Origin of the sequence: Methylicorpusculum oleiharenae, assembly GCF_009828925.2 — a bacterium.
Taxonomy (GTDB): domain Bacteria; phylum Pseudomonadota; class Gammaproteobacteria; order Methylococcales; family Methylomonadaceae; genus Methylicorpusculum; species Methylicorpusculum oleiharenae.
On sequence record NZ_WUTY02000001.1, the window covers coordinates 529,143 to 553,765 of the forward strand.

Below are 24,623 nucleotides of genomic sequence, written 5' to 3' on the forward strand. Positions count from 1 at the left end.
GTTGTCGCCTCTAAAATTTTATAGAGGTACAAAATGCAAACCCGTTATAGTGAAGAATTTAAACAGCAAGCCCTGAGTAAAGTATTGCAACGCGGTGATAAAAGCATTCAATCGATTGCCGATGAATTGACTATCAGTGTGTTTACTCTGAAAGGCTGGCTTAAACAGACACGATCCAAATCAACAACAAACACTATGAAACAACAACGTCCTAAAGACTGGACTCGGAAACAACGGTTTGAAGCCTTGCTAGTCAGCGCGAGCTTGGAAGGTGAAGCACTCAACGCCTTCTGCCGTGAACGAGGTTTGTTTACCCATCACCTGCAAACGTGGCAACAAGACTTTATTAAACCTCTTGAGGTCACCGAACCCAGCCAAGTCTCAAGGAAAGCCTTGAAACCCTTGGAGAACGAGATTGCACAACTGAAGAAAGACCTGCAACGCAAGGAGAAAGCCTTGGCAGAAGCCGCCGCTTTGTTGATCCTTCAAAAAAAGTGCCACGCGTTCTGGGAGGAAAAGGCGCCATGATCCCTCTTGCAGAACGCACCCATTTACTCACCTTATTTAACGAAGCGTTTGATCACGGAGCCCGTAAAGCCAAAGCTGCCGAGGTGATGGGCCTACCGCTGCGCACGTTACAACGTTGGCAACGTCCCGAAGCCGTGCCGGTTGACGGTCGCACGCGCCGTCAACACGTGCCTTGTAATCGTTTGAGTGACGAAGAACGCGCTCAGGTATTAGCCCTAGCCAACAGCGATGAGTTCAAAGACAAAACACCGCATCAGATCGTGCCGATGTTGGCCGAACGCGGTGAATATTATGCGTCGGAGTCGACGATTTACCGCATTTTTCGCGAGGCGAAACAAGTCAAACACCGTCATGCCTGCCGTCCATCGGTCGAGCGTAGTAAGCCGAAAGCCCTCACCGCGACGGCACCGAAACAACTGGTGAGTTGGGATATCACCTATTTGACCAGCCTCGTCAAAGGCCAGTTTTTCTATCTGTATCTGTTCATGGATATCTTCAGTCGCAAGATTGTCGGCTGGCAAGTTTATGAACAAGAAAACAGCGAACTGGCGGCCGATCTGATCACGGATCTCTGCCAACGAGAAGGGATTCCACCGCACCAGTTGGTGTTACATTCCGACAACGGCAGCCCGATGAAAGGGGCAACGCTGTTGGCAACCTTGCAGCAGCTTGGCGTCACACCCTCGCGGAGTCGCCCGGCGGTGAGTAATGACAACCCGTATTCCGAGTCGTTGTTCAAAACCCTAAAATACGACGCCCAGTATCCGACCCAACCGTTTGCCTCGGTCACCGCCGCCAGGGACTGGGTAACCGACTTTGTCGACTGGTACAACCATGAGCATCGGCACAGCGGCATTCAATTTGTAACGCCTGAGCAACGTCACACGGGTGAAGACCGGGCGATCCTGAGGCAACGCCAAGCTGTTTATGAGGCCGCTAAGGCCAAAAAACCGGAGCGCTGGAGTCGAAATATCCGAAACTGGGAATGGCAGGCAGAAGTCTGTTTAAATCCCGATAAACCGAGCGATAGTGCGGTAAAAAATACCGACACTACCGTTCATTAATTTTCAACTCATGCGACAACTACGTTGACATTTACCGTCGATGAGGCAGATGTCTACATCAAGCGGCGCAATGACAATTTAGCTTCAAACGCGGTAGTCGGCGTATTTTTGCGGGTTCTGGAATATTTCAACGGCTTGCTGTTTCTCACGACAAACCGGGTCGATGACATCGACGAAGCCATCATTTCCCGCTGCATTGCGATGATTCGCTATCACGCCCCCAATAACGCCGATCGCAGGAAAATCTGGCGGGTCATGACTGCGCAATTTTCTTTACCCTTAAATGATGATTTGATTGCCGAACTGTCAGATCTTTTTCCCGGCGCGACCGGACGCGATATCAAAGGATTGACTAAACTGGTCGCCAAATTCTGTCAACAGAAACAGTTAACGCCGAATTTGGAGGTATTCAAACGCTGTTCGGTGTTCCGAGGCCTGGAAATAGTGGAAATAGCAGAAAGCAACAACTACACCTAATCTTATCGAAAAAATGTCTACCTTCTGGACGGTGTGGTGTGTGTTTGACGAGAATCTCAGCCGCGTGGATAGTGCCGCCAAGCCCCCATGATCGACACATCCCTCACCTTTGACACAGTCGAATGTTTTTTCAGTATGAAAAGAGACATCAGAGGTTTATTCAGATCCCGTCATGACATTGAAACTTCACCCCCTAAAACACATTGTTGCAACTACAACAATATCAGCCGATTTAGAGGAAAAATGACAGTTTTCATCCTGTTGACCTTGCTTTTAATTAATTGATTTAAATAATAAAAACCACATTAAGGTGACTTGGTAACGATTTTGCTTATCTGTGTGTACTTATTAATCACGGAGTAATTCATGTCAACCAAGATCATTAAAGATTTTTCTGAAAAAGCCAAAACCGAACCGGAGCTCAAAGAAAAATTAAAAGCGTGTTTAAAAATCAAGGAATTAATCACGCTAGCCAAAGAGTACGGCTACGAAATAGATGAAGTTGGGCTTTACCCGCCTAACGAACCGCAATTCACCGAAGAGCAACTCTCTGAAAAAATGGCTAAAGCGCTACTCAGGGTTTAATTTTAGCCTTAAGCGGCCTCCGTCAGGTTAATGAGGGAAGCCGCTCGCTACGAAGACCATTAACCGGCTAGCGATAAATAGCGTGAATGACTGACGTAGTGTAGCGAGAAACTTTGAGTGAATCGGACCAGTAATGAGCGGACAGCCCGGCTTTTTGTTTCAGGTGCTTTAAGAAATCGCGGGGGTTGGACAAGCTCTCCCACACCGAAGGCAAAAAAGTTCCGCGATGATGCCTATCTTCAAGGATCAAGCCATCAATACCGGGCCGGAGCTGGCTGAGTAAATCCTGTTCGGATGAAAATACCATCGGTTCGGGTGCGCTGAGTATTGAAATATGGAGTTCCAGATCTTCAAGTTCCATCTCAGACAACGGCGCAAAGCGATGGTCTCTGAAGGCTGCTGAAAATGCATTTTCGGCAACATCCTGAACCAAAGGCCTGACGGCTTGCAGCATACCGATACAACCGCGTAATTCATGATGACGCTCCAGGGTTACAAATGTTGCGGCCATTACCTGCAATTCAGGCGGATATTCGGACAAAATCACCGGCAGGGCACGACCGGTTTTAAGCCCATGCGCGATAGAGGCTCTGGCAACACTGATCAATCGCTGTTGATAAGCTTCAATTAACAACATAAGCACCGTACCCTACCACACGGCGTTTATCACCGGCCGTATCACCGGAATTACGCAAATCGATGGTTTTTATCGTTAATGATTTATCCCGCAACAGTTTCAATAATCCAGCCACGGGAGCCCTGCCGCAAGCAGAATCGTAGGTCAAATGCTCGTAATCCAGACTCTCAATCAAGTGACTGGTGTTTTGATCCAGTTTCTTGGCGCTGGCGTAATCATGGTAATGACTGAGATCGGAACTGATGACAATCAGTGTTTCATCACCACCCCATAAGGCGTCCAGCACTTGACTGACTTGCCCGGGTGAGGCCTCCCCAACGACCAGCGGCACTAGTTTAAAGACACCCAAGACGCGTTGTAAAAATGGCAAATGCACTTCCAGGCTATGTTCCAGGACATGGGCATGATCAAAGCAGGACACAAAAGGAAATTGCAACAGTGACTGAACAGCATCGCTATCGACAGGCACACCGCCTAACGGCGTGGTGAAAGTAACCGCACTGCTCGCGGCCAGACCTTGAAACGCTACCCGGTGGGAAGGCCCCAACAAAACCACTCTATCAATACGAGAACTTGATGATTTAATAAGGCGGTAAGCACTGGCCGCAATCGGTCCTGAATAGATATAACCGGCATGAGGCACAATGATCGCTTTGGGAACGGGCTCATCGGCCTTCGCATTATTCAGTAAGCCGTCAACCATGGTTTGCAGTTCCTGCGAATCAGCAGGATAAAACGCGCCTGCAACAGCGGGCATTCTGTTCATCATAAGCTAAATCCTGTATAACTTTCACCGAGAAGAATTGGATGGGAAAGCCCTTCCCATCTAACATGACTGCGTTGTTCCACTTAACTTCAAAGGCTTTTATTTTAGTTAACGGTTCCGGGAGTAAAGACAATGACTACTTTTATCACACAGGACACAGTAACAACAAAATACTGGCATACCTTAGAAGATGGCCGCATTCAATGCGATCTTTGCCCCCGGTTCTGCAAATTACACGAAGGCCAACGAGGCCTGTGTTTTATCCGGCAAAACCTGAATCACCAGGTTGTCATGACCAGTTACGGGCGATCCAGCGGATTTGCTGTTGACCCTATCGAAAAAAAACCGCTCAACCATTTCCTACCCGGCACGCCTATTTTGTCGTTCGGCACAGCTGGTTGCAACCTTGCCTGCAAATTCTGCCAAAACTGGGATATCAGCAAATCAAGGGAAATGGATGCCTTGATGAGCCTGGCTTCACCTGAGGCCATCGCCAAAGCGGCTGTTGCTCATAACTGCGCCAGCGTTGCTTATACCTACAATGATCCTGTTATCTTCCATGAGTATGCGATAGATACCGCCAAGGCTTGCCGTGAATTGGGCATTAAATCGGTCGCCGTGACGGCGGGTTATGTCTGCCCCGAACCTCGCGCGGAATTCTATCAATGGATGGATGCCGCCAACATCGACTTAAAAGCGTTTTCTGAAAGTTTTTATCACACGATCACCGGCAGTCATCTGAATGCCGTCCTGGATACGCTGAAATATCTGAAACACGAAACCTCAGTCTGGATTGAACTCACCACCTTGCTGATTCCCGGTAAAAATGATTCCGAAGCCGAACTGGAAGCAATGACCCAATGGGTAGTTGAACATTTAGGCCCTGATGTCCCCATGCATTTTACTGCATTTCATCCTGACTGGAAAATGAGGGATACCCCGCATACGCCGAAAGAAACGTTGTTAATGGCGCGTAATATCGCGATAAAAAACGGCGTTCGTTATGCCTATGTCGGCAATGTCCACAACAAAACCGGGCAAAGCACTTATTGTCATCACTGCGGCGCCATGCTGATTGGCCGGGATGGCTATATTTTATCGGACTGGCATCTCGATGAATCTGGTCACTGCCGCACTTGTGGAACGCATTGTGCCGGAGTTTTTAATGCGCAACCCGGCCAATGGGGTGCACGGCGCCAATCAGTTCGAATCAGCGGTTAATCTGGAAAAAAAAGCTTTTTCAACAAGATAAGTAACCGCAGACCTCAGTCAATATCACCAATACCTGTCATCGGCTCAATTCAGATTTATGCACGAGACATGAATTTCCCGGTCAGTGTATTGATTTTAATCAACTCACCGGTTTTTAAATATTCAGGTACCTGCACCTCGATGCCGGTGGCCAGCCTCGCGGGTTTGGTTCGTCCTGTTGCTGTTGCGCCTTTTATTTCCGGCGCCGTTTCGACAATCTCCAATGCCACAACAGCCGGCAACTCAATGCCTAAAATTTCGTCATCGACCAACAAGGCAGCAATATCTTCCAATCCCTCGGTTAAATAACCCATTTCCTCTTCCAAATCGTCAGCACTCAGCGTGTATTGGGTGTAATCTTCCATATTCATGAAAATGTAGTTCCCACTATCGACATAGGAAAACTGAACTTTAACTCTGACAAAATCGGCATCTTTGAAATAGTCATCCCCTTTTAAGGATTCATCCAGCTTTTGACCGGTTTTGAGATTATTGAACCGAACCTTGTATAACGTCGATGCCCCTCGTGAAGACGGACTGCGCACTTCAACCTGCTTGACCACATGGGGGACCCCATTGATATCAACCACCATACCTTTCTTTAAATCACCTGCTTTTGCCACTCAAAACTCCTCGTCACAATATTAAGCCCATGAAGCGCTATTCTTAAAAAAGGCACTGTTCGCGTTATTAGTTGAAGGGACTTCACGCCGTCATTCCGGCATGGATTGCCGGAGCCGTTAGACCGCGTAATAGAATCCAGGTCGCAAGGATACACCATCCATGGCTTCTGGTCCCGAGCAATCCGTGCCGGGACGACGCCAGCTGTTAACGTGAGCAGTGCCTTAAAAAAGCTATTAAACGGGTAATCATCGCTTTTGACAATTGCAATCCTGTTCAAATATAAGTAAAGCGCTCTCGACAAACCCTCATTCACCCAACAGTCAACGCCTACTGTTCCAACAAAACCTTTATTTTAGTTTCCATAGCTTCCGGTTCAACGGACGAGGCGAAGGCTTCCACTTTAATACCCTGGCGGTCAATCAGGTACTTATAAAAATTCCATTCCGGTGCGGCCCCTGTCAACTGGGCCAATTTCTTGAACAAAGCATTCGCTTCATTGCCTTTAACCCGGCTTTCCGTAAATACAGGAAAAGTCACACCATAATTTATGTAACAGACATTTGCAGTTTTTTCCTCGTCCTTAAACTCTTGATTAAAGTCGTTTGATGGAAAGCCTAATATCACCAGACCTTGATCCTTATATTTTTGGTACATGGTTTCCAATGATTTAAATTGAGGGGTATACCCACAATTACTGGCTGTATTGACGGCCAAAATCACCTTTCCTTGAAAAGCCTGACAGACATCCAGTGTTTCGCTGGATCTCAATTTTCGCATTGAAAATTTGAGCAAATCGGGACATTCTGCCGCCATAACCGCACCATTTAAATAACTCAACAATAGTATCAACGCTAACTTGCTCAATTCAGTTGCTCCAGCCCAAATGTTTATCAACCCAGCGCAGGCTCAACCAATACCAAAAAGTCATTGGGAGCATCATGGCGACCCAGCTCCAGTCATCAATCAAAAATAATACCTTGACCCACTCGACGTCGTGGAACCACTCCACCCAGGGTACACAATACAAACTAAAAAGCAAAGAGCTCCAAACTAAAATTAAAGCGCCTTTACGGGTTTCAATACTTGAGAAGGCCAAAAACACCCAGAGTGGGGTTTTGTTGGTTTTTTGCATTATTATTTCTCCGTTTGGTAATGTTCAGATACCGACTCAAGCGGCCAATGGTGAGTATTTTTTCTTTTTCCGTAACTACTCGCCCGCTTTGAATTTGAGGATGCAGGTTATTGATTTCAAAGGACGCGTGAAACCATCCCTGTTGCAGAGGCCTTTTAATCAACCGCCTGCACCCCGAAAATTGGTGAGAGTGAATAGATTCTTTTTTCTAAGCTACTTGCATATTTAAACAACTGCGACTATATAAGCTATTTTCGCGTTTTACTCCATAAAATTGAGAATAAGAGAGAAACATGCATTCCGAAAGACGCAGCCATAGACGCATAAAACCAAAAGGATTGAGTGCTGACATTATTCTTTCCCGGACTAACGATCAGGAACTGCCTTTAAATGGTGATATTCTGGATATCAGTTATAGCGGCATAAGAATCAAGTTAAGTAAACCATTAGCGTCCAATATTGAAGGCAAAGTAAAAATCACAATGACCTTACCGGAATCGGGCGCTCCATTTATTGTGCACGGCACGCTCAAACATCAATTTAACGACGATGAATGCGGACTTCATTACACCGGTCATTCTGAAGAGTCAATTGATGACCTTATGTTCGAATGTATCAAATTGAATGACATGACTTTGCTGATTAAAACCGCTTAACCGTGAAAGCTATAAATCAATACCATTAAATTGATTCCTTGACGCTATCGCTCACTCTGGTAAATTCCCAAGCTTTGACACATGACTTTGCCAGGTTCAGTAACCCTATGTTATTCAGGCTTTTCCCCTTTTCCATTTTTTTTGCTTTTTTCTGTTTTATCGCCGGTTATTTTTTTCAAAAACTAGAACTGAAGCAATGGGCAAATTATTTCCTTAATAGCGGTCTGTTTTTTTTAACTTTGGTATACGCTAAGGCCGCTCTGGGTTTTTTATCCTTAATAATGCAGTCGTTGTTCCGGAGTGCCCGGCATTATATTTCAGTCCCTGCTGCATATGCTCGAGTTGAATTGAGTCACTCGTACAAGCTGCACCATCAGACACAGTTACACAAAAATCACAAAAAACAATTGCTATACAGGCATAGTCAATTGCGCAACCGGTTTATCAAGGCCAATAATAAAAATCAGGCATTACAGCTTTCAAAAGCCATACGCAGCCATTTGCAGGCCAAACGCAGAGCATTGCCTCAAACCGACTATCAAGCCTATCGTCAAGCATTGCATAACAACCATCGGACTCAAAATATAGCCGGATTGTTGCAACTTCAATTTGAAATTAGTCTCCGGTGAACGGCTAAACCATGGCGTTTATTAAACGATGGACTCAGGGAGTAATGACTTTTGTGTACGCATTGCTGGAACAGCATCTGGATTGGCAGACACAGATACTGGAAAAACGTCTGCACTACAAAAAAAATAAACGTCTGGTTGAAAAAGATCTGGAGGCGCTGCTAAAAAAAAGGCAACTGATCCTTGATCATGAATTAAATCTGATCAAAAGCCAAAATCAGTCGGAACTGGCTTTACTCCAAATCAGGCACAAACAGGATATCAAGGATTACCGTGATTACCTGAAGGCTCTGGATCAATTAAAAAATAGAATCCGCGAGCATTATCAACAACTTCCTGAAGCAATGATTTTTACAATCCATCATCACGCCAAAAACCTACTGAATAAAATGTGGGAAACCGATGATTTGCATGAAAAAATAATCAATGAACAGCTCTTCGTATCATTTATGACCACGCTGCACAATGATCTAAATGAATTGCCCAAGAACGATGAGCGCAATGAATATCCAGCCGATACCTTAAAACTGATCAGTGCCTCTAATAATCCGCAGGAAACGGACAATATCCGTTAATTCAGGCATTTTTGTAACTATTAAGCAGAACAACAAAACAAGGGTTTGCTCCGCGTAGGTTGCGGTTGGCGATAGCCAACCCAAAATTTCAAGGACATAACGTTAATTGTTGGGTTGCGAAAAGCATGCAACCCAACCAAAATAATTACGAATCTTGCTTCAAAAAGCAAACATTACCAATACCGCACTGCCCATGCTGACGCCTGATATCAATTGCGTTTTTTTCAGAATTGATGACGTTTCCCAAATCCATGCTATTTGACGTTTTTGTTCCCTGCACCAATCCGTAAATGCAGCACACCATTTAGCTATCCGGTGAAACAGCCAAATCGCTGTCAAGCCCCCCAAGATTACCATCAAATAAAAGACTGCAATCTGGGTAGTACGCCTGCTTGCATCAAAAAAATGCCCAATCAGCTCATCCAAAATAAATTCAAAAAGCATGTAGACGTGCTGAACTGTCCAAACTACCGCATGCAGCAACTCCATTGGCATCTTGACCATCAGAATCAAGCCGATTCCCACCGATAACAAGCTTTTTGGAAAATTAGTCGACATATCCACCTCTCTGTTTGATTCGAAGAATACAATAACTGCTATTTGCATCATGTTCCCACTTTGAAACAGAGCGTATCGAATGATGCTTTCTGTAACCTTTCAATCCAAAAAAAGCGGCCAAGAGACCCAAATAGAATTACACCTTAAAAAAACAAATTAATTCATATTTGAAACGTTACTGTCATTCCGGCATGGATTGCCAAAACCAGGAAGCCATAGAGGGCGACTATCAATGACATGTGTATCGGTTTAACTTAACGGCAGGGCTCGGCAGTATGCCAATACAATTAATTCTGGGCTTGATTTCACAGACGCACCGCAGCAACTATACTAGTCTTCATGACAGCGCCGATTAACTGCCCATATCAATTTATTTCGGAATATCAAGTGAAAAACTCATTTTCGGCTGTAAGGCCGGACCAAGCCATTAGATGGCTCAATACACGAACTCGATACGCACATCAGAAAGAGCCTCGCTACGAACGGACCAATACTGTATGAGCCATTCATTACTATTCAGTAAAGGTTTTACCTTAATTGAACTAATGATAACCATTGCCATAGCCGGCATCATAGCCACAATGGCGATACCCAGCTTTAATGACACCATCCGCAGTAACCGTTTGACGACGCAGGCAAATGAATTGATTACGGCTTTTAATTTTGCGCGTAGCGAAGCTATCAAACGAGGACATCCGGTCGTTGTCAGAAAAACCGGCACTAATTGGGAAAATGGATGGCAAGTATTCGTAGACATCAAACGGGACGGTAGTTTTGCAAACACTTACAACTCATCGGACGATATTCTTCTCCGGGTTTATCAAGCGCTACCAGACAACTACACATTAAGAGGCAATAATAATTTTGTTAATTTTATCCGTTACGAACCTAACGGTATCAGCAATAACATGGGTAGTTTTGCACTGTGCGATAACAGGGACGGCAGCAATATACCACGTCCTAACGCATCCAGACTCATTATCGTCAATGCGGTAGGCCGAGTGCGCATAGGAACCGATACCAATGATGACGGTATTCCTGAAAAAGATGGCAACATAGATATTGTGTCTTGTACGGTATCCCCTTTTTAGCTATGAAAAAACACGTTGGATTTACCTTGATCGAAGTCCTGATCGCCGTCATCGTACTGGCAACCGGCCTGCTGGGCTTTGCCGGACTGCAAGCAACCAGCCTCAAAAACAACCAAAGCGCCTTCAACCGCAGTCAGGCCACACAACTCGCTTATGACCTGGCCGACAGAATCCGGGCCAATAGCGCGGCCATTGCCACCTATACATCCATTGATCCCGAGGATGCAACGGAACAAGCCGACTGCCTGACCACAACCGGTTGCAGCAAAGAAGAGATGGCCGAACACGATCTTTTTGAATGGAACCAGGTCATCACCAACACCTTACCTGGCGGCGCGGGCACACTAACAGTTACCAGCGGAGTCTACACCATTAGCCTCACCTGGGATGACGACCATGATGGGGATAACAACAACAATCCCAATTTTCAGACGAGCTTTCAGTTATGAGTGATAAGCGCTTTAAGCAATGGGAGATACTGAACGGCGCTCAATATGCCGGGTTCAGGCAAAGCTTTGTTAATTCACCTCAAAAAATTAATTTTTCGTCATGAACGTTACTAAACACATGCCCACCCGAAGACTCAGATCCCGCCAAGCTGGTATGACACTGATAGAAATCATGATCGCTCTGCTGATTGGCGCATTTTTGCTGGGGGGAATTTTACAGATCTTCATCAATACCAAACAAACCTACCGCATGCAGGAAGGCCTGTCCCGATTGCAGGAAAACGGACGTTTTGCGATGGATTTCCTGGCCCGTGACATCCGCATGGCAGGCTATTGGGGCTGCCTCAGCCCGATCAGTCCTAACGTTGACATAGCCGGGACTAATGACAACACCGCCAGCGGTGACAGTATCGATGACGGTACCGACACCATAACCTTGAAAGGTGCGTTCGTTCAAATACCTACCGGGGCATGCGGAGGTTCGGTTGACACGACCGCCACCTATTACACCCATGCCTCATCGTCTATAACCTATAAAATTAATAATGGCACGTTGCAACAGGATACCAATGGCGAAAACAATGAATTGATCGAGGGCATTGAAAACATGCAAATCTTATACGGCGAGGATACCGACGCCGATGGGGTGCCCAACTATTATGTGGACGCCGCCACCATCGCGAATATGAGCCAGGTCATCAGCATCAGGATCAGCTTGCTGGCCCGGACCATAGAAGACAACCTAGCCGCCCAACCGGTGCCTTATTCCTTTAATGGTACAGACGTCGAGCCTGGAGACGGAACACATCCTGACGACCGCAGATTAAGACGGGTTTTTACCAGTACCATTGCCTTGCGTAACCGATTACCTTAAAGGACGACAACCATGAATGTCCAAATAGAAACCTTAAAACAACAATCCGGTGTTGTATTAGTCGTCAGTTTGATCATGTTGTTGCTGCTTACCTTGGTTGGCGTTACCGGCATGCAGACTACCGGCCTGGAAGAAAAAATGGCCGGCAACATGCGTGATAAAAACCTGGCCTTCCAAGCAGCCGAATCGGCACTTAAAGTCGCCGAATATAGCCTGGCTTTAACCCTGCCAACGTTCAGCGCGGCAGGTACCGGCGGCTTTTATTCGGATCCCTCAACCCCTGACATCAGTGACGCTGAACTGAAAAAAGACAGCTTTTGGACCACCAACCCCAACACGGTGGCAACGTCCACGGTTACCGAATTGGGTAACGGTATCGCGGCGCCTCGTTATATCATCCAAGACCTGGGCTGCGTTCCGGGCGGGCCTTGTCCGGGCCCGCATCTGTACCGACTGACGGTCCGGGCAACCGGCGGCTCCACCAACACCGTTGTCATCCTTCAGTCCATTTTTCAAATTTGAACTGAAGTCTAGCGTTATATTTTCGATAGAAAGACACCGAGGCCATGATCATGAAAACTCACACATTCCCCAAAAAAACCGGCTTTTTACTGATCTTGTCTCAACTCTTTTATCCGGCTTTTACCGCTCGGGCAGAGATTGCCCAGCAACCGCTGTTTTTAACTAACAGCGTGCCTCCCTTGGTGATGCTGACCATGGGACGCGATCACAAACTGTATTATGAAGCGTATAACGATGCATCAGACCTCGATGGTGACGGTCTGATCGATGTGGGCTATAAACCCGGCATAGAATACTATGGTTATTTTGATTCATACCGTTGCTATGATTACAACAGTGCGTCTGGCGGCTACTTTGAACCCAAGGACATTAGCGTCAATAAAAAATGTTCTTCCGTAGCCGGGGCCTGGAGCGGTGATTTTCTCAATTACATCACGACCGCTCGTATCGATGCCTTGCGCAAAGTACTTTACGGCGGTTTCCGAAGTGAAGACACTACCTCATCCACGGTTTTAAAGCGCTCATTCATTCCTCAGGATGCCCACTCTTGGGGCAAGGAATACGACCCCGCCGCCAACCCCGGTTACTTGATTTCCGACTATACGCCGCTTAGCCAGCCCTCGCTTGGCACCCGGCACCTCTTTGCCAATGTCTCGTTGAGTTATACCGGTCAACCGCTGATGCGCGTACTTAATGACAGCCCGCACCGCATCTGGCAATGGGTGTCCATTGAACGGCCCGTGGCGGGGACGCAATGCAACAATGATAACAATTCCAGAACCGATTGTGTCAAAGCGGGCGGCACGACTTGGCCCGTTGTCCCGAGTACCGTTTTGAGCAACTTGGAACGCAAAACTTACAACATTGCCGGCACAGGAGACGGACATCCTGCCAACCACATTGACTTCAACTTCTGGGTAACCAACTACGCAGTTTCGGACAGGTTGCTGGGCACCGATACCCTGACGACACTGCAAGCCAATGGCAACCCCTTTGCAACGGATAATTATTTGACCGTAGTCAAAGGCACGCTTACTGTGCCGGTCTCCGGCAATTATACATTCTCCGTGGATGGCGACGATGCGGTAGAGGTCATGATCGACGGCAGCGTCGTTGCCGGTTGGTACGGCGGCCATGGCGTTTGTAATTGCAATACTTATAACGGTACGATTGCCTTGACAGCAGGTACCGCTTACCCGATTGAATATCGCCATGAAGAGAGAGGAGGACAGGATAGCTTTGTGCTTCGCTGGGAGAGAACGCTGACGGCCTCCACGATGACGGACTACAGCGTCAACGTTAAAGTCTGCGAAACCGGCAAACTGGAAGCCAATTGCAAAGCCTACAGTGACGGCTCGACGACCACCAACAAACCCACCGGCTTGTTGCATACCTATGGCGATAATGACGCAATGGCCTTCGGCTTGATCACCGGATCCTACCGGAAAAATACTTCAGGTGGTGTGCTCAGAAAAAATATCGAATCCTTTAAAAATGAGGTGGATCCGGATACCGGCATTTTTACAAGCACCAATGGCATCGTCAATACCATCAATAAATTACGAATCACTACATTTAGCTATTCTGGTCATGAATATGCTTCAGGCTGGATTACCACGCGAGCCATTAATGAGGGGGAAGCCGCCGAATGGGGCAATCCTATAGCCGAAATGATGTATGAAGGTTTACGTTATTTTGCCGGCAAAGCGGCCCCCACTTCGGCATTTTCAATTTCCTCAGCCGATACACCGGATGCCACTCTAGGCCTGCCCGTTGCTACCTGGCGGGACCCTTATCAAGATACCGCAAGCGGTGGCGGCGGCTATCTGAGCTGCGCCAAACCGATGCAGTTGGTCATCAGCGATGTCAATGCGTCTTACGATACCGACCAATTGCCCGGTAGTTATTTCAATACTTTTTCCGGTGACTTGAGCGGACTCAATGTGTCATCACTGGCGGATACGATTTGGGCCGGGGAATCCGAAGCCAGCACGGTCTTCATCGGTCAATCAGGCTCGACCATCGATGGCGCGCCTACCGCTAAATCGGTAAGTAGTTTCAAGGACATTCGCGGCCTGGCCCCGGAAGAACCCACCAAACTGGGCGGATTTTATGCCGGTAGCGTGGCTCTCTTCGGCGCTCGTAACGATTTAAATCCGGTAACGGGTGATCAAAAAGCCGACACACTGGCAGTTGCATTGGCTTCTCCTCTTCCTCGCATTGAGATTCCGGTCAATGGACAAACCGTTACGCTGGTGCCTTTTGCCAAATCGGTGGGCGGCTCAGGTATCAGCGCGACGGGTAGCTTTCAACCGACCAATCAGATCGTTGACTTTTATGTTGAACAAATTGTCAATACCTCAATTGGCAACACTGACAGCTCTATCAACGACGGCCGCCCTTACGGCAAATTCCGTATCAATTATGAAGACGTGGAACAAGCGGCCGACCATGACATGGACGCGATCGTCGAATATACCTTTACCGTCAACGCCGACGATCAGATAGTGGTTAACCTGGCCTCAACCTATGCAGCCGGCGGCATCATTCACCACATCGGTTATGTCATTTCCGGCACCACCCAAGACGGGGTTTACCTGGAAGTAAGGGATTTGGACACTGCCGAGGGCAGTGATCCCGATTATTTTCTGGATACACCGCCCGGGCAGCCACCGGGTGGCGTTTGGGCAGATGGTGTGCATTTAGAGCTTACCGCCTCGAGAACTTTCTCAGTTGGCACGACGACATCCGCCAGCTTCATCAATCACGATCCACTCTGGTATGCCGCAAAATGGGGTGTGGCCGATAAAAATAATGACGGCTTGCTTGACACCAATGAATGGGACGACGATACCAACGACGTTCCCGATGGCTATTTTCTAGTGACCAACGCAGGCAAGCTGTCCGAACAACTGGCCAAGGCCTTCGCCAAGCTACTCGAGACTGCCAGTTCGGCTTCAGCGGTTGCCGCCAATACGACCCGACTGGATACCGGCACGTTAGTCTATCAGGCCAAATTTGATCCCCGAGACTGGAGCGGCCAATTGCTGGCTTTGTCGGTGGATGACAAAACGGGGGCGGTTGATACTGCCACGCCCAATTGGGAAGCAGCTAGCGTCTTGCCAACCGCTTCCAGCCGAACCATTTTTACTTTTGATCAGACAGCGGCAGCGGGTGTGCGCGGCATCAATTTTCTCTGGTCCGATATTACCTCGACACAACGGGATTTTTTAAACCAGTTGGAAGGGATCACTGACACGCTAGGCGAAGACCGGCTGAACTGGTTACGCGGCGGTAATAACGGGGAGAAGCGCCTGGGCGGCAGCTTCAGAGACCGAATCAAACTGTTCAATGACTCGTTTATCACCACCCAAGCCGATCTTGCCGATGCCAGCATCAATACCAATAAGCTGGGCGACATTGTCAATTCCGACCCCATCTATGTTGGAACTGAAGATTACGGATATAGCTCACTACCTGGCTCAGAGGGAACGAGCTATACCAGCTTTAGAGCAACGAGCACTTATCTGAATCGCCGGCCCATGCTGTATGTTGGCTCCAATGACGGGATGTTGCATGGCTTTGACGGCAGAAAAAATACCGGAACGATAACAACAGGTGGCACGGAAGTCTTTGCCTACATACCCAATGCGTTATTCCCTGAACTGAGTAAATTGACATCACCTGTATACAACCATCGATACTTCGTTGACGGCATATCCAGTGTCGGCGATGCTTATTTTAATTCGACCTGGCATTCGTTGCTTGTCGGTGTAACAGGGGCGGGCGGTAAAGCGGTATTTGCTTTGGATGTTACTGACCCTGATTCATTTGGCCCGGCAAGTGCCTTATGGGAGTTTACCAGCAACGAGAATCCGGACTTGGGTTATACGATTGGCCAGCCCACCATAGCCAGAATGCAAAATGGCAGTTGGGCGGTGATTGTTGCCAACGGTTACCAAAGCACTAACGGTAGTGCTGTGTTATTTATTCTTGACGCAGCAACAGGAAGTGTTATCAAGAAAATCGACACAGGTGCAATCGGTGCAAATGGACTTTCATCACCTGTAGCAGCCGATATAGACGGAGACCATATCATTGACACCATATATGCAGGCGATTTACAAGGCAATTTATGGAAGTTTGATGTAAGTTCAAATGATTCTGCGAATTGGGTAGTTGCGAACAATGGTGCTCCCTTATTTGTTGCCTGCACAACTACTGGCACAACCTGTTCCAGCGCCAATCGTCAACCCATTACCGGCAAACCTACTGTTGGTAAAGTCGGTGCCGATCAGGCTGCAGCCGGGGTTATGATTTACTTTGGCACCGGCAAGTATTTTGAATCAACCGATAATATGGTAGGGACCGATCCGCAAGTTCAGACATTTTACGGCTTGTGGGATAACAATAGCACTCCTATTGCAGATCGTTTAGACCTTCAAGAACAAAGTATTATTTTTGAAGGCTTCCCCACCAATGAGGATGGCGATGTAGGAACCCGATTAGTTAGAGTCACTACAAGAAAAACGGTTTGTTATTCAATAACGACAATAGCCTCAAATGATGACCTCCCGGCAATCACATGTAGCTCATCAAACCTGAAAAGGGGCTGGGCTATGGATTTGCTCAAACCTGTCGATATTGCTCAAGGCGAACGGGTAGTCAGCCCTCCGGTTTTATTTAGGGATCTGGTGATATTCTCCACCCTCATTCCAAGCGCAGACCCTTGTGCATCCGGCGGGGAAAGCCGTGTAATGATAGTTGAGGCATTAACCGGTAAACGGCCAACTTCCAGCTCTTTTGACTTATTTGGCGGCAACTCCCCTTCCCCCGATGGCGAGGTCAATAGTGATGATCTAGTTAAGTTATCTGATGGTTCATTGGTTGCTGCATCCGGGCTTAGTTTGGACATAGGTATTCATAAGAATATCAGTGTCATTGGCAAACATGGTTATGCATCCGGCTCCACTGGTGAATTAGGTCAATTAACCTTAGTGGGTGGTGCTGGAACTGCTGGAGAAAGAAAATCATGGCGACAATTGCTATGAATATGTGCTTCTTTGATTCCGAATCTGAGACTGATTTTCTAAATTTCTCTTAATTGCATGTAACTACTCGCCTGCCAGGAATAAAGGGTGTAGGTGATTGAAAAGGCTTCTTCAACAGGGATGTTGCAGAGAGTTATAGGGACGTATTCATGCGTCCTTTGAAATCAAACACCTGCACCCAATAAAATGGGAGGGGGTGAGCAGATACAATTGCATTAATAAAACAGGACAGAATATGAAACAAACACAACTAGGTTTTACATTAATTGAATTAATGATAACGGTCGCCATAGTGGGCATTCTTGCTGGCATTGCTATACCTAGTTATCAGGATAGCGTAAACAAATCCAGGCGTGCCGATGCGAAAGCCTCATTATTAGGTTTAGCCAATGCGATGGAAAGGCATTTTACAGAAACTAACAGTTATGAGGGAGCTGCTGGTACAAAGGCTTCACCTTCAGATACCGGCAATCCCCACATTTATTCTGCGACGAGTCCTGTCGATGGAGAGGTTGTCTTCTATAACTTAACGATCAATGCCGCCACTGCTACCACTTATATGTTATATGCTGCCCCTACAAATGCTCAAGCGAACGATAAATGTGGAACATTGACACTGACACAAACAGGAAATAAGGAAATTACCGGAGCCGAATCTGGGGTTGTTAAAGCAGATTGTTGGTAAATTAAAGCCTAAGCAACTGGATTTGCATTCTTTGAAATGAATTCCAGAATATCTATCGAATTGAACGGCCAACAAAGCTCATTCTGACTTTCAGCATGCAACAAAACAGGGATACAAATCGCGTAAAGGGCTTGCCAGTGTTCCTCCTCCGCTATATCGATGAGCTGTACTTCCATCTGAGGATTTGACTGAATGCATTCATTTAAAATCAATTCTGCCTCTTCACACAAGTGACAGCCTGCAGTGCCCAATAACAGAAACGTGTGCATCAATGTTTTGTCAGCTTATCAAGGTAACCCATAAAAAAAGCGGACAACACAAAAGTCAAATGAACAATCACGTACCACATGATTTTATCATTATCCGTTGCATGGATGTTCATAAACACTTTTAGCAAATGGATTGAAGAAATGGCGACAATTGATGATGCCACTTTCATTTTTAGCGAAGTGTAGTCATGCGTGCCTAACCAATCGAGCTTTTCGGCGGCCTCACTTAAATCCATTCTCGAGACGAAATTTTCATAACCGCTAAACATGACAATCACAATTAGGCTGGCAACCAATGTTAAATCAATCAGGGTCAATAATTTAAGAATTAACAACGATTCGTCCAATTCCAGGACATAGGGAATGATGTGAAACAACTCCTGGAAAAATTTTATTGCCAGCGCCAACAGAGCTACACTCATTCCCAAATAAATGGGTGCCAATATCCAACGACTGGCATACATCAGCCTTTCCATCGAACGCTCTATTTTTTCTTTTGCCGGCATACTGTTTTTTAAAAATTAAGGAATAAAGACAAGATAAGCTCTTGACTCCCTTACCCTAAGGCCTTGGGGGTCTATTGGCACAATTCATTAGAAATTATTCAGCGTAGGTTGGGTTGCATGTTTTTCGCAACCCAACAATTAACGCCATGGCCTTGGAATGTTGGGCTGGCTATCGCCAACCTCAACCTACAGGGTGCATCAACTTCGTATTATTCGGCTGAAAAGTTAAAAATTAATCAATGATGCAAATGCGCCGAAAGCCATCGTTCGGCAATTTCAACGGCGATTCCCTTGCGGGCCGCATAATCTTCTAACTGGTCACTTTCAATTTTTCCCACATTGAAATATTGTGATTCCGGATGGGAAAAATACCAGCCACTGACCGCCGATGCAGGATACATGGCAAAGCTTTCAGTCAGTTCAATTCCGGTCGTAGGCGTCACGTTCAGTAATTTAAACAATTTACTTTTTTCTGTGTGATCCGGGCAAGCAGGGTAACCGGGGGCCGGCCTTATACCCTGATAAGACTCACTGATAAGTGCTTGCGCATCGTAAGTTTCATTTTTGGCATAACCCCAGTAGTCTTTTCTCACCGCTTGGTGCATGTATTCTGCAAAAGCTTCGGCAAGCCTATCGGCTAATGCTTTAAGCATAATGGAACTGTAATCATCATGATCAAGCTCAAACTCTGCTAACTTTTCCTCAATGCCGATGCCTGTCGTTACGGCAAAGCCGCCAATGTAATCAGCCTTATGACTGTCTTCAGGGGCGATAAAGTCTGACAGGCAATAATTAGGATGACCCGGTGCTTTCAAACTCTGCTGGCGCAATTGATGCAGTGTTTCCAATTTTTCCTGACGGCTATCATCTGTAAATAAAACAATGTCATCTCCCTCGCTATTTGCAGGGAAAAATCCAATCACGGCCCTGGCTTTCAGCCATTTTTCATTAATTATTTTCTTCAGCATGCTTTGCGCATCTTCAAACAATTTTCTTGCTTCAACACCGACGATTTTATCGTCGAAAATTTTCGGGTATTTTCCGGCCAGTTCCCAGGTCTGGAAAAAAGGCGTCCAATCTATATACCAAACCAGTGTATCCAACGGAAAATTGTCGAATACTTTAGTTCCTAAAAAGCTGGGCTTGCAAGGCTCAAAATCCTTCCACAAGAATTTATTATTTCTAGCATCTTCCAGCGAATGTTGTTTTGTTTTTGCTTTACGGCCTTTATGTCGCTCCCTGACCTCTTTGTATTCCTCTCGGGTTTTCTCTACAAAGGCCGCCTTGAAATCGTCACTCAGCAAGTTACTGGCCACCCCCACACTGCGGGACGCGTCGGTTACATAGATCACCGGACCGTGGTAATTGGGTTCAATTTTCACCGCTGTATGAGCTCGTGATGTGGTTGCTCCACCTATCAATAGAGGAATATCAAACCCTTGCCGTTCCATTTCCTTGGCCATATGCACCATTTCATCAAGTGATGGCGTGATTAATCCACTTAAGCCAATAATATCGACTTTTTCGTCTCTGGCTGTTTGCAGGATTTTTTCGGCAGGGACCATTACCCCTAAATCGATGACCTTGTAGTTATTACATTGCAAAACCACGCCGACAATATTTTTCCCGATATCATGCACATCGCCTTTAACCGTGGCCATCAGGATTGTGCCGTTCGTTTGCATCTCACCCGACTGTTCTGCCTGCATAAACGGCATCAAAAATGCGACCGATTTTTTCATGACGCGCGCCGACTTAACGACTTGGGGTAAAAACATTTTACCGGCACCGAATAAATCGCCAACGACATTCATGCCATCCATCAATGGACCTTCAATAACGTGCAAGGGCTTTTCTGCTTGTTGACGCGCCTCTTCAGTGTCTTCATCAATGAAATCGGCTATGCCTTTGACTAATGCGTGTTCCAAACGTTTACTGACAGGCCAGCTTCGCCATTCAAGATCTTCCTTTACTGCCACGCTGCCATCGCCACGGTATTTTTCAGCAATTTCTAGTAATTTTTCTGTTCCTGTTGACGTCCTGTTTAATACAACATCTTCAACGGCATCTCTCAGCTCTCTGGGTATATCTTCATAAATGGCCAGCTGTCCGGCATTGACGATCCCCATATCCATACCTGCTTTGATTGCGTGGTATAAAAACACGGCATGAATAGCTTCTCTAACCGGATTATTGCCACGAAATGAGAACGATACATTGGATACGCCGCCTGAGACCAGCGCGTGAGGCATGGTTCTCTTAATTTCTTGGGTGGCCTCGATAAAATCCATGCCATAGTTATTATGTTCATCAATACCCGTTGCTATAGCAAAGATATTGGGATCAAAAATAATGTCTTCAGCAGGAAAGTTGATTTTTTCAGTCAACAGCTTGTAGGCTCTTTGACAGATGTTGACTTTCCTTTCCAGCGTGTCGGCTTGACCCTCTTCATCGAAAGCCATTATCACCGCAGCCGCACCATAACGCCGAATGAGTTTTGCATGCTCAAGAAAAACCGCCTCGCCTTCTTTTAACGAGATTGAATTAACGATTCCCTTACCTTGAATACATTTTAATCCAGCTTCCAAAATATCCCATTTTGATGAGTCCAGCATAATGGGTACTTTGGAGATATCCGGCTCAGCAGCAATAAGCCGTAAGAATCTCACCATCGCATCTTGAGACTCCAGCATGCCTTCGTCCATGTTGATATCGATAATCTGTGCACCGTTTTCTACCTGTTCCTTGGCAACTTCCAGTGCAGCCTCATAATTTTCTTCAACGATCAGGCGTTTAAACTTTGCCGAACCGGTAACGTTGGTTCTTTCACCGACATTGACGAATAATGAGGAAGGACCAATATTCATTGGCTCTAATCCGGATAAGCGGCATTGTTTTTCAATCGTTGGTATTAGCCTCGGATTAAAATTCTGCACACTTTTGGCAATGGCACGGATATGATCGGGAGTTGTCCCGCAACATCCGCCAATGATGTTCAAATAGCCGCTTGCGGCCCATTCAGCGATATGGACGGCCATATCTTCGGGCGATTCATCATATTCACCAAATTCATTAGGTAAACCCGCGTTAGGGTGCGCAGAAACGTACACATCAGCGATACCGGATATTTCTTCAATATGCTGACGTAATTCTTTTGCACCTAATGCACAGTTGAATCCGAAAGAAATAGGATCCACATGGCGCAGTGAATTCCAGAATGCAGCAACAGTTTGCCCTGACAGGGTTCTTCCTGATGCATCAGTGATGGTTCCGGAAATCATCACCGGTAACTTAAAACCCAAAGTCTCAAAATATTGATCCACCGCAAAAACGGCCGCTTTCGCATTGAGCGTGTCAAATATCGTTTCAATCAGGATGATATCAGCACCACCATCAATCAAACCACGCGTCGCTTCAGTATAGGCTTCAACCAGTTCTTCAAAGGTAACGTTGCGATACCCCGGGTCGTTCACATCCGGCGACATTGATGCTGTTCTATTGGTTGGACCTAAAACACCCGCCACAAATCTCGTTTTGTCAGGATCTTTCTGACATATTTCATCAACGGCCAGCTTGGCTAAACGTGCCGACTCATTGTTTATCTCATAGGCTAATTCCGACATTTGATAATCCGCCATAGCAATCTTGGTGGAATTAAATGTATTCGTCTCAACAATATCGGCGCCTGCCTCAAGGTAAGCCAAGTGAATTGACTTAATGATTTCGGGCTGCGTCAATGATAAGAGATCATTATTGCCTTTTAAATCAACCGGCCAATCAGAAAATCTTTCGCCTCGATAATCTTTTTCCTCCAGACGGTAACTTTGAATCATTGTCCCCATGGCGCCATCCAGAATTAAGATTCGCTTGGATAAAAGTTGCTTGAGGACATTTAGTTTTGTCATTGAGTTGTCAATCATATTCATAATTAATTGTTGCCGGAATGGTCAGCAGACTTTAGTATTCGGTACTGTTCGATACAGGAGAATTCATGTCTAAAACTAATATTTTATCCGTCATTAAAAGTGTCTTAGCCGCTGCAATTGGCGTCCAAACTAATCAAAACAGGAAAAAAGATTTCGAAGAGGGTTCCCTTTCAAGCTACATCATTGCTGGTTTAATATTTACAGTATTGTTCATATTAGCCCTGAGTTTTTTGGTATCCAAGATTATTGGTAGTTAAACAATTTATTGAGAAAGGGTAACTACTCACCCGCTTTGAGTTGAGGGCGTAGGGCTTGATTCAAAGAACCCGTGATTACGTCCCTGTAGCTCTCTGCAACATTCCTGATGCAAAAGCCTTTTCAACCAACCACCTAAACCCAATAAAATTGGAGGGTGAGCAGATACAAAAAAGGAGTATTCAAAGCACCACAGCTAATCATTTAAATTTATTCCTAGCTTTAAAACAGCAAAAAAAACCCAAGTTAAACTTGGGTTTTTTTTGCTGTGCAGTCTAGTTCATTTTATTCAGATGTTTTAAAGCTATTTTTTATTCCAATAAATAATTCTTTCCAGCCACTAAAAATGTTAGCCACTGTAAGTGGCGCTTTCAACATCAATTTGGTTTTGACAAGGCCCACACTGATTATGCCTGCCAAAGGAGGTAATACTTCGAAAAGCACTGACAATAACATGCCGCCAATACTTTGCGAACCACCTGTTTTCCTGTCTCCAATGCTGGTCAGCTCTCTGTCATAATCCGGATTAATTTCAACACCTTTCATCCCGTCAATGATCCAGATGTTTAAATTGACAAAAAGAACTTGTACGGCCAAAAACAAAACCGAGCATGCAGCAACCCAAAACAAAACATTGTTTACCTTCGCCCTACTCGCTGATTGGAAAACCCAGAGGGCAACCAACACCATTATAATTCCACCTATCATTGTTATACCTTCTTGAAATTTAATTATTATATTTTTGTTAAAAAGAAATAAAGGTAAGTACACTTGATTATCATGTCAGAACCTTCTTTTTCAATAACCTTACATGACTCGTATTTTTCTCTTCCAGGAGTTGACTGCTTTTTAATCATCCCGGCTTCAACACTGTATTTTAAAGGTATTTCGAACGACTTAGTACGCCCGCCAGTGTCTATGGCCTTTGTTTGAAGGATGCCATCAGTTCTAAAATTCCACTGAACATTTAATAGTTTTTTTTCTCCATCCAGCTTTGCTGCTTCAGCAGTTACATTCCAGGCGCCAATAATCTCAGATTGATCTTTCAGCATAACATCTGCATTTGCGGCCAGCGCCACCGTAATTGCAGCCACGCCGTAACTTAATTTATAACATAATTTTTTAATCATCAACCAGTCCTCACCATACTCTAGTTTACCCACGAGACTGGATTATACCACACGGTATAACGAGACCTAATTTAGTAAAGGATGATTACATTCAAACAGTAACGCCCTTATTTTTTCCTTGACTTTATTTTTGCCTGAAGTATCATAAATGGCTCATTTGCTATGCAAATAGTACTTTCAATCATTAATAATTACAGGTGGGACACTCATGGGTGCGATCTTAGATCTAACTGAAATGTTAAAAGAGCCAGCTGGCATGGTCGGCGCAATCGTTGTTATTGCTGCGGGTTACTTCCTAGTAAAATGGGTATTTGCCGAACCTAAAGACGAAGACAAATAAAAAAAGTCTTAAAACTGCTCTATATCAAAATCTAGGCCGTTGA

The 24,623-nt window shown here is 45.8% G+C and carries 25 protein-coding genes and 1 pseudogene; 15 read left to right on the forward strand and 11 right to left on the reverse strand.

Annotation, left to right across the window (positions count from 1 at the left end; translation table 11 throughout):
- Positions 1–33 precede the first annotated feature (33 nt).
- The 3 genes and pseudogenes from GO003_RS02500 to GO003_RS02510 all read left to right on the forward strand — a co-directional run bounded on the left by GO003_RS02500 (position 34) and on the right by GO003_RS02510 (position 2,654).
- A protein-coding gene (locus GO003_RS02500; RefSeq protein ID WP_231088785.1) for an IS3 family transposase occupies positions 34–1,592 on the forward strand; the annotation gives its coding sequence in 2 pieces (ribosomal slippage) (positions 34–496 and positions 496–1,592; 1,560 coding nt in all).
- Positions 1,593–1,628: 36 nt separating this feature from the next.
- Positions 1,629–2,069, forward strand: a pseudogene (locus tag GO003_RS02505) (AAA family ATPase); the annotation flags it as partial.
- Between the two features lie 366 nt (positions 2,070–2,435).
- Positions 2,436–2,654 carry a Nif11-like leader peptide family natural product precursor gene (locus tag GO003_RS02510; protein ID WP_159655276.1) on the forward strand — a complete coding sequence of 73 codons (219 nt, stop codon included), beginning with the start codon at positions 2,436–2,438 and terminating at the stop codon, positions 2,652–2,654.
- A 67-nt stretch (positions 2,655–2,721) separates the two neighbouring features.
- On the opposite strand, the gene amrA is transcribed toward GO003_RS02510, so the two are convergent.
- On the reverse strand, positions 2,722–3,291 hold the full coding sequence (gene amrA, locus GO003_RS02515) for an AmmeMemoRadiSam system protein A (protein ID WP_159655278.1): 570 nt from the start codon (positions 3,289–3,291) through the stop codon (positions 2,722–2,724).
- The gene (amrB, locus tag GO003_RS02520) at positions 3,278–4,057 is read right to left on the reverse strand and encodes an AmmeMemoRadiSam system protein B (RefSeq protein WP_159655342.1); all 780 of its coding nucleotides are present in this window, start codon (positions 4,055–4,057) and stop codon (positions 3,278–3,280) included. Before amrB ends, amrA begins: the two co-directional genes overlap by 14 nt.
- A 132-nt stretch (positions 4,058–4,189) precedes the next feature.
- On the opposite strand from amrB, the gene amrS reads away from it, so the two are divergent.
- Entirely contained in the window at positions 4,190–5,278 is a 1,089-nt protein-coding gene (amrS, locus tag GO003_RS02525; RefSeq protein WP_159655280.1) for an AmmeMemoRadiSam system radical SAM enzyme, read from the forward strand.
- 86 nt (positions 5,279–5,364) lie between these two features.
- On the opposite strand, the gene efpL is transcribed toward amrS, so the two are convergent.
- The 3 genes from efpL to GO003_RS02540 all read right to left on the reverse strand — a co-directional run bounded on the left by efpL (position 5,365) and on the right by GO003_RS02540 (position 7,064).
- Positions 5,365–5,931, reverse strand: coding sequence for an elongation factor P-like protein EfpL (gene efpL, locus GO003_RS02530; protein WP_159655282.1), 567 nt, complete (start codon positions 5,929–5,931; stop codon positions 5,365–5,367).
- A gap of 328 nt (positions 5,932–6,259) precedes the next feature.
- Positions 6,260–6,796, reverse strand: coding sequence for a glutathione peroxidase (locus GO003_RS02535; protein WP_159655284.1), 537 nt, complete (start codon positions 6,794–6,796; stop codon positions 6,260–6,262).
- Position 6,797: 1 nt separating this feature from the next.
- On the reverse strand, positions 6,798–7,064 hold the full coding sequence (locus tag GO003_RS02540) for a hypothetical protein (protein WP_159655286.1): 267 nt from the start codon (positions 7,062–7,064) through the stop codon (positions 6,798–6,800).
- A gap of 293 nt (positions 7,065–7,357) precedes the next feature.
- On the opposite strand from GO003_RS02540, the gene GO003_RS02545 reads away from it, so the two are divergent.
- From GO003_RS02545 to GO003_RS02555, 3 genes are all read left to right on the forward strand, one after another.
- Complete coding sequence (locus GO003_RS02545) at positions 7,358–7,720, forward strand: PilZ domain-containing protein (protein ID WP_159655288.1); 363 nt, start codon at positions 7,358–7,360, stop codon at positions 7,718–7,720.
- 347 nt (positions 7,721–8,067) lie between these two features.
- The gene (locus GO003_RS02550; RefSeq protein WP_159655290.1) at positions 8,068–8,349 is read left to right on the forward strand and encodes a hypothetical protein; all 282 of its coding nucleotides are present in this window, start codon (positions 8,068–8,070) and stop codon (positions 8,347–8,349) included.
- Positions 8,350–8,393: 44 nt separating this feature from the next.
- Positions 8,394–8,924 carry a hypothetical protein gene (locus GO003_RS02555; protein ID WP_159655292.1) on the forward strand — a complete coding sequence of 177 codons (531 nt, stop codon included), beginning with the start codon at positions 8,394–8,396 and terminating at the stop codon, positions 8,922–8,924.
- A gap of 159 nt (positions 8,925–9,083) precedes the next feature.
- Here GO003_RS02555 and GO003_RS02560 read toward each other — a convergent pair whose 3' ends face one another.
- Positions 9,084–9,482: a hypothetical protein gene (locus tag GO003_RS02560; protein WP_159655294.1), complete on the reverse strand. Its 399-nt coding sequence runs from the start codon at positions 9,480–9,482 to the stop codon at positions 9,084–9,086.
- 497 nt (positions 9,483–9,979) lie between these two features.
- Between GO003_RS02560 and GO003_RS02565 the strand changes: the two genes are divergently transcribed.
- The 6 genes from GO003_RS02565 to GO003_RS02590 all read left to right on the forward strand — a co-directional run bounded on the left by GO003_RS02565 (position 9,980) and on the right by GO003_RS02590 (position 18,154).
- A complete protein-coding gene (locus GO003_RS02565) occupies positions 9,980–10,573 on the forward strand; it encodes a GspH/FimT family pseudopilin (RefSeq protein ID WP_159655344.1) in 594 nt (197 codons plus the stop codon).
- 2 nt (positions 10,574–10,575) lie between these two features.
- A complete protein-coding gene (gene pilV, locus GO003_RS02570; RefSeq protein ID WP_159655296.1) occupies positions 10,576–11,022 on the forward strand; it encodes a type IV pilus modification protein PilV in 447 nt (148 codons plus the stop codon).
- A 118-nt stretch (positions 11,023–11,140) separates the two neighbouring features.
- Positions 11,141–11,896, forward strand: a complete 756-nt coding sequence (locus GO003_RS02575) for a PilW family protein (RefSeq protein ID WP_159655346.1) — start codon at positions 11,141–11,143, stop codon at positions 11,894–11,896.
- Between the two features lie 12 nt (positions 11,897–11,908).
- Positions 11,909–12,418: a pilus assembly PilX family protein gene (locus GO003_RS02580; RefSeq protein ID WP_159655298.1), complete on the forward strand. Its 510-nt coding sequence runs from the start codon at positions 11,909–11,911 to the stop codon at positions 12,416–12,418.
- A 50-nt stretch (positions 12,419–12,468) separates the two neighbouring features.
- Positions 12,469–17,469 (forward strand): PilC/PilY family type IV pilus protein, encoded by a 5,001-nt coding sequence (locus GO003_RS02585; protein ID WP_159655300.1) that lies wholly within the window; start codon positions 12,469–12,471, stop codon positions 17,467–17,469.
- A gap of 235 nt (positions 17,470–17,704) precedes the next feature.
- Positions 17,705–18,154 (forward strand): type IV pilin protein, encoded by a 450-nt coding sequence (locus GO003_RS02590; RefSeq protein WP_159655302.1) that lies wholly within the window; start codon positions 17,705–17,707, stop codon positions 18,152–18,154.
- 8 nt (positions 18,155–18,162) lie between these two features.
- On the opposite strand, the gene GO003_RS02595 is transcribed toward GO003_RS02590, so the two are convergent.
- The 3 genes from GO003_RS02595 to metH form a co-directional block, all read right to left on the reverse strand.
- On the reverse strand, positions 18,163–18,423 hold the full coding sequence (locus GO003_RS02595) for a glutaredoxin family protein (protein ID WP_159655304.1): 261 nt from the start codon (positions 18,421–18,423) through the stop codon (positions 18,163–18,165).
- Positions 18,423–18,929, reverse strand: a complete 507-nt coding sequence (locus GO003_RS02600) for a TIGR00645 family protein (RefSeq protein ID WP_231088787.1) — start codon at positions 18,927–18,929, stop codon at positions 18,423–18,425. Before GO003_RS02600 ends, GO003_RS02595 begins: the two co-directional genes overlap by 1 nt.
- A gap of 236 nt (positions 18,930–19,165) precedes the next feature.
- Positions 19,166–22,834, reverse strand: coding sequence for a methionine synthase (metH, locus tag GO003_RS02605; RefSeq protein WP_159655306.1), 3,669 nt, complete (start codon positions 22,832–22,834; stop codon positions 19,166–19,168).
- Between the two features lie 86 nt (positions 22,835–22,920).
- Here metH and GO003_RS02610 point away from each other — a divergent pair, with 86 nt between their 5' ends.
- Complete coding sequence (locus GO003_RS02610; RefSeq protein ID WP_159655308.1) at positions 22,921–23,112, forward strand: DUF2970 domain-containing protein; 192 nt, start codon at positions 22,921–22,923, stop codon at positions 23,110–23,112.
- 283 nt (positions 23,113–23,395) lie between these two features.
- On the opposite strand, the gene GO003_RS02615 is transcribed toward GO003_RS02610, so the two are convergent.
- Together GO003_RS02615 and GO003_RS02620 are read right to left on the reverse strand one after the other, a co-directional pair.
- Positions 23,396–23,881 (reverse strand): hypothetical protein, encoded by a 486-nt coding sequence (locus GO003_RS02615; RefSeq protein ID WP_231088788.1) that lies wholly within the window; start codon positions 23,879–23,881, stop codon positions 23,396–23,398.
- Positions 23,845–24,240 carry a hypothetical protein gene (locus GO003_RS02620; RefSeq protein WP_159655310.1) on the reverse strand — a complete coding sequence of 132 codons (396 nt, stop codon included), beginning with the start codon at positions 24,238–24,240 and terminating at the stop codon, positions 23,845–23,847. The genes GO003_RS02615 and GO003_RS02620 overlap by 37 nt, the downstream gene beginning before the upstream one ends.
- Before the next feature lie 208 nt (positions 24,241–24,448).
- On the opposite strand from GO003_RS02620, the gene GO003_RS26085 reads away from it, so the two are divergent.
- Positions 24,449–24,580, forward strand: coding sequence for a hypothetical protein (locus tag GO003_RS26085; protein WP_269144313.1), 132 nt, complete (start codon positions 24,449–24,451; stop codon positions 24,578–24,580).
- Positions 24,581–24,623 lie beyond the last annotated feature (43 nt).

Coding starts and splice junctions, on each gene's coding strand:
- GO003_RS02510 (WP_159655276.1), top strand. CDS start 2,436: ATGTCAACCAAGATCATTAAAGATTTTTCTGAAAAAGCCAAAACCGAA.
- amrA (WP_159655278.1), bottom strand. CDS start 3,291: ATGTTGTTAATTGAAGCTTATCAACAGCGATTGATCAGTGTTGCCAGA.
- amrB (WP_159655342.1), bottom strand. CDS start 4,057: ATGAACAGAATGCCCGCTGTTGCAGGCGCGTTTTATCCTGCTGATTCG.
- amrS (WP_159655280.1), top strand. CDS start 4,190: ATGACTACTTTTATCACACAGGACACAGTAACAACAAAATACTGGCAT.
- GO003_RS02540 (WP_159655286.1), bottom strand. CDS start 7,064: ATGCAAAAAACCAACAAAACCCCACTCTGGGTGTTTTTGGCCTTCTCA.
- GO003_RS02545 (WP_159655288.1), top strand. CDS start 7,358: ATGCATTCCGAAAGACGCAGCCATAGACGCATAAAACCAAAAGGATTG.
- GO003_RS02555 (WP_159655292.1), top strand. CDS start 8,394: ATGACTTTTGTGTACGCATTGCTGGAACAGCATCTGGATTGGCAGACA.
- GO003_RS02560 (WP_159655294.1), bottom strand. CDS start 9,482: ATGTCGACTAATTTTCCAAAAAGCTTGTTATCGGTGGGAATCGGCTTG.
- GO003_RS02565 (WP_159655344.1), top strand. CDS start 9,980: ATGAGCCATTCATTACTATTCAGTAAAGGTTTTACCTTAATTGAACTA.
- pilV (WP_159655296.1), top strand. CDS start 10,576: ATGAAAAAACACGTTGGATTTACCTTGATCGAAGTCCTGATCGCCGTC.
- GO003_RS02575 (WP_159655346.1), top strand. CDS start 11,141: ATGCCCACCCGAAGACTCAGATCCCGCCAAGCTGGTATGACACTGATA.
- GO003_RS02580 (WP_159655298.1), top strand. CDS start 11,909: ATGAATGTCCAAATAGAAACCTTAAAACAACAATCCGGTGTTGTATTA.
- GO003_RS02585 (WP_159655300.1), top strand. CDS start 12,469: ATGAAAACTCACACATTCCCCAAAAAAACCGGCTTTTTACTGATCTTG.
- GO003_RS02590 (WP_159655302.1), top strand. CDS start 17,705: ATGAAACAAACACAACTAGGTTTTACATTAATTGAATTAATGATAACG.
- GO003_RS02595 (WP_159655304.1), bottom strand. CDS start 18,423: ATGCACACGTTTCTGTTATTGGGCACTGCAGGCTGTCACTTGTGTGAA.
- GO003_RS02600 (WP_231088787.1), bottom strand. CDS start 18,929: ATGCCGGCAAAAGAAAAAATAGAGCGTTCGATGGAAAGGCTGATGTAT.
- metH (WP_159655306.1), bottom strand. CDS start 22,834: ATGACAAAACTAAATGTCCTCAAGCAACTTTTATCCAAGCGAATCTTA.
- GO003_RS02610 (WP_159655308.1), top strand. CDS start 22,921: ATGTCTAAAACTAATATTTTATCCGTCATTAAAAGTGTCTTAGCCGCT.
- GO003_RS02620 (WP_159655310.1), bottom strand. CDS start 24,240: ATGATTAAAAAATTATGTTATAAATTAAGTTACGGCGTGGCTGCAATT.
- GO003_RS26085 (WP_269144313.1), top strand. CDS start 24,449: ATGGGTGCGATCTTAGATCTAACTGAAATGTTAAAAGAGCCAGCTGGC.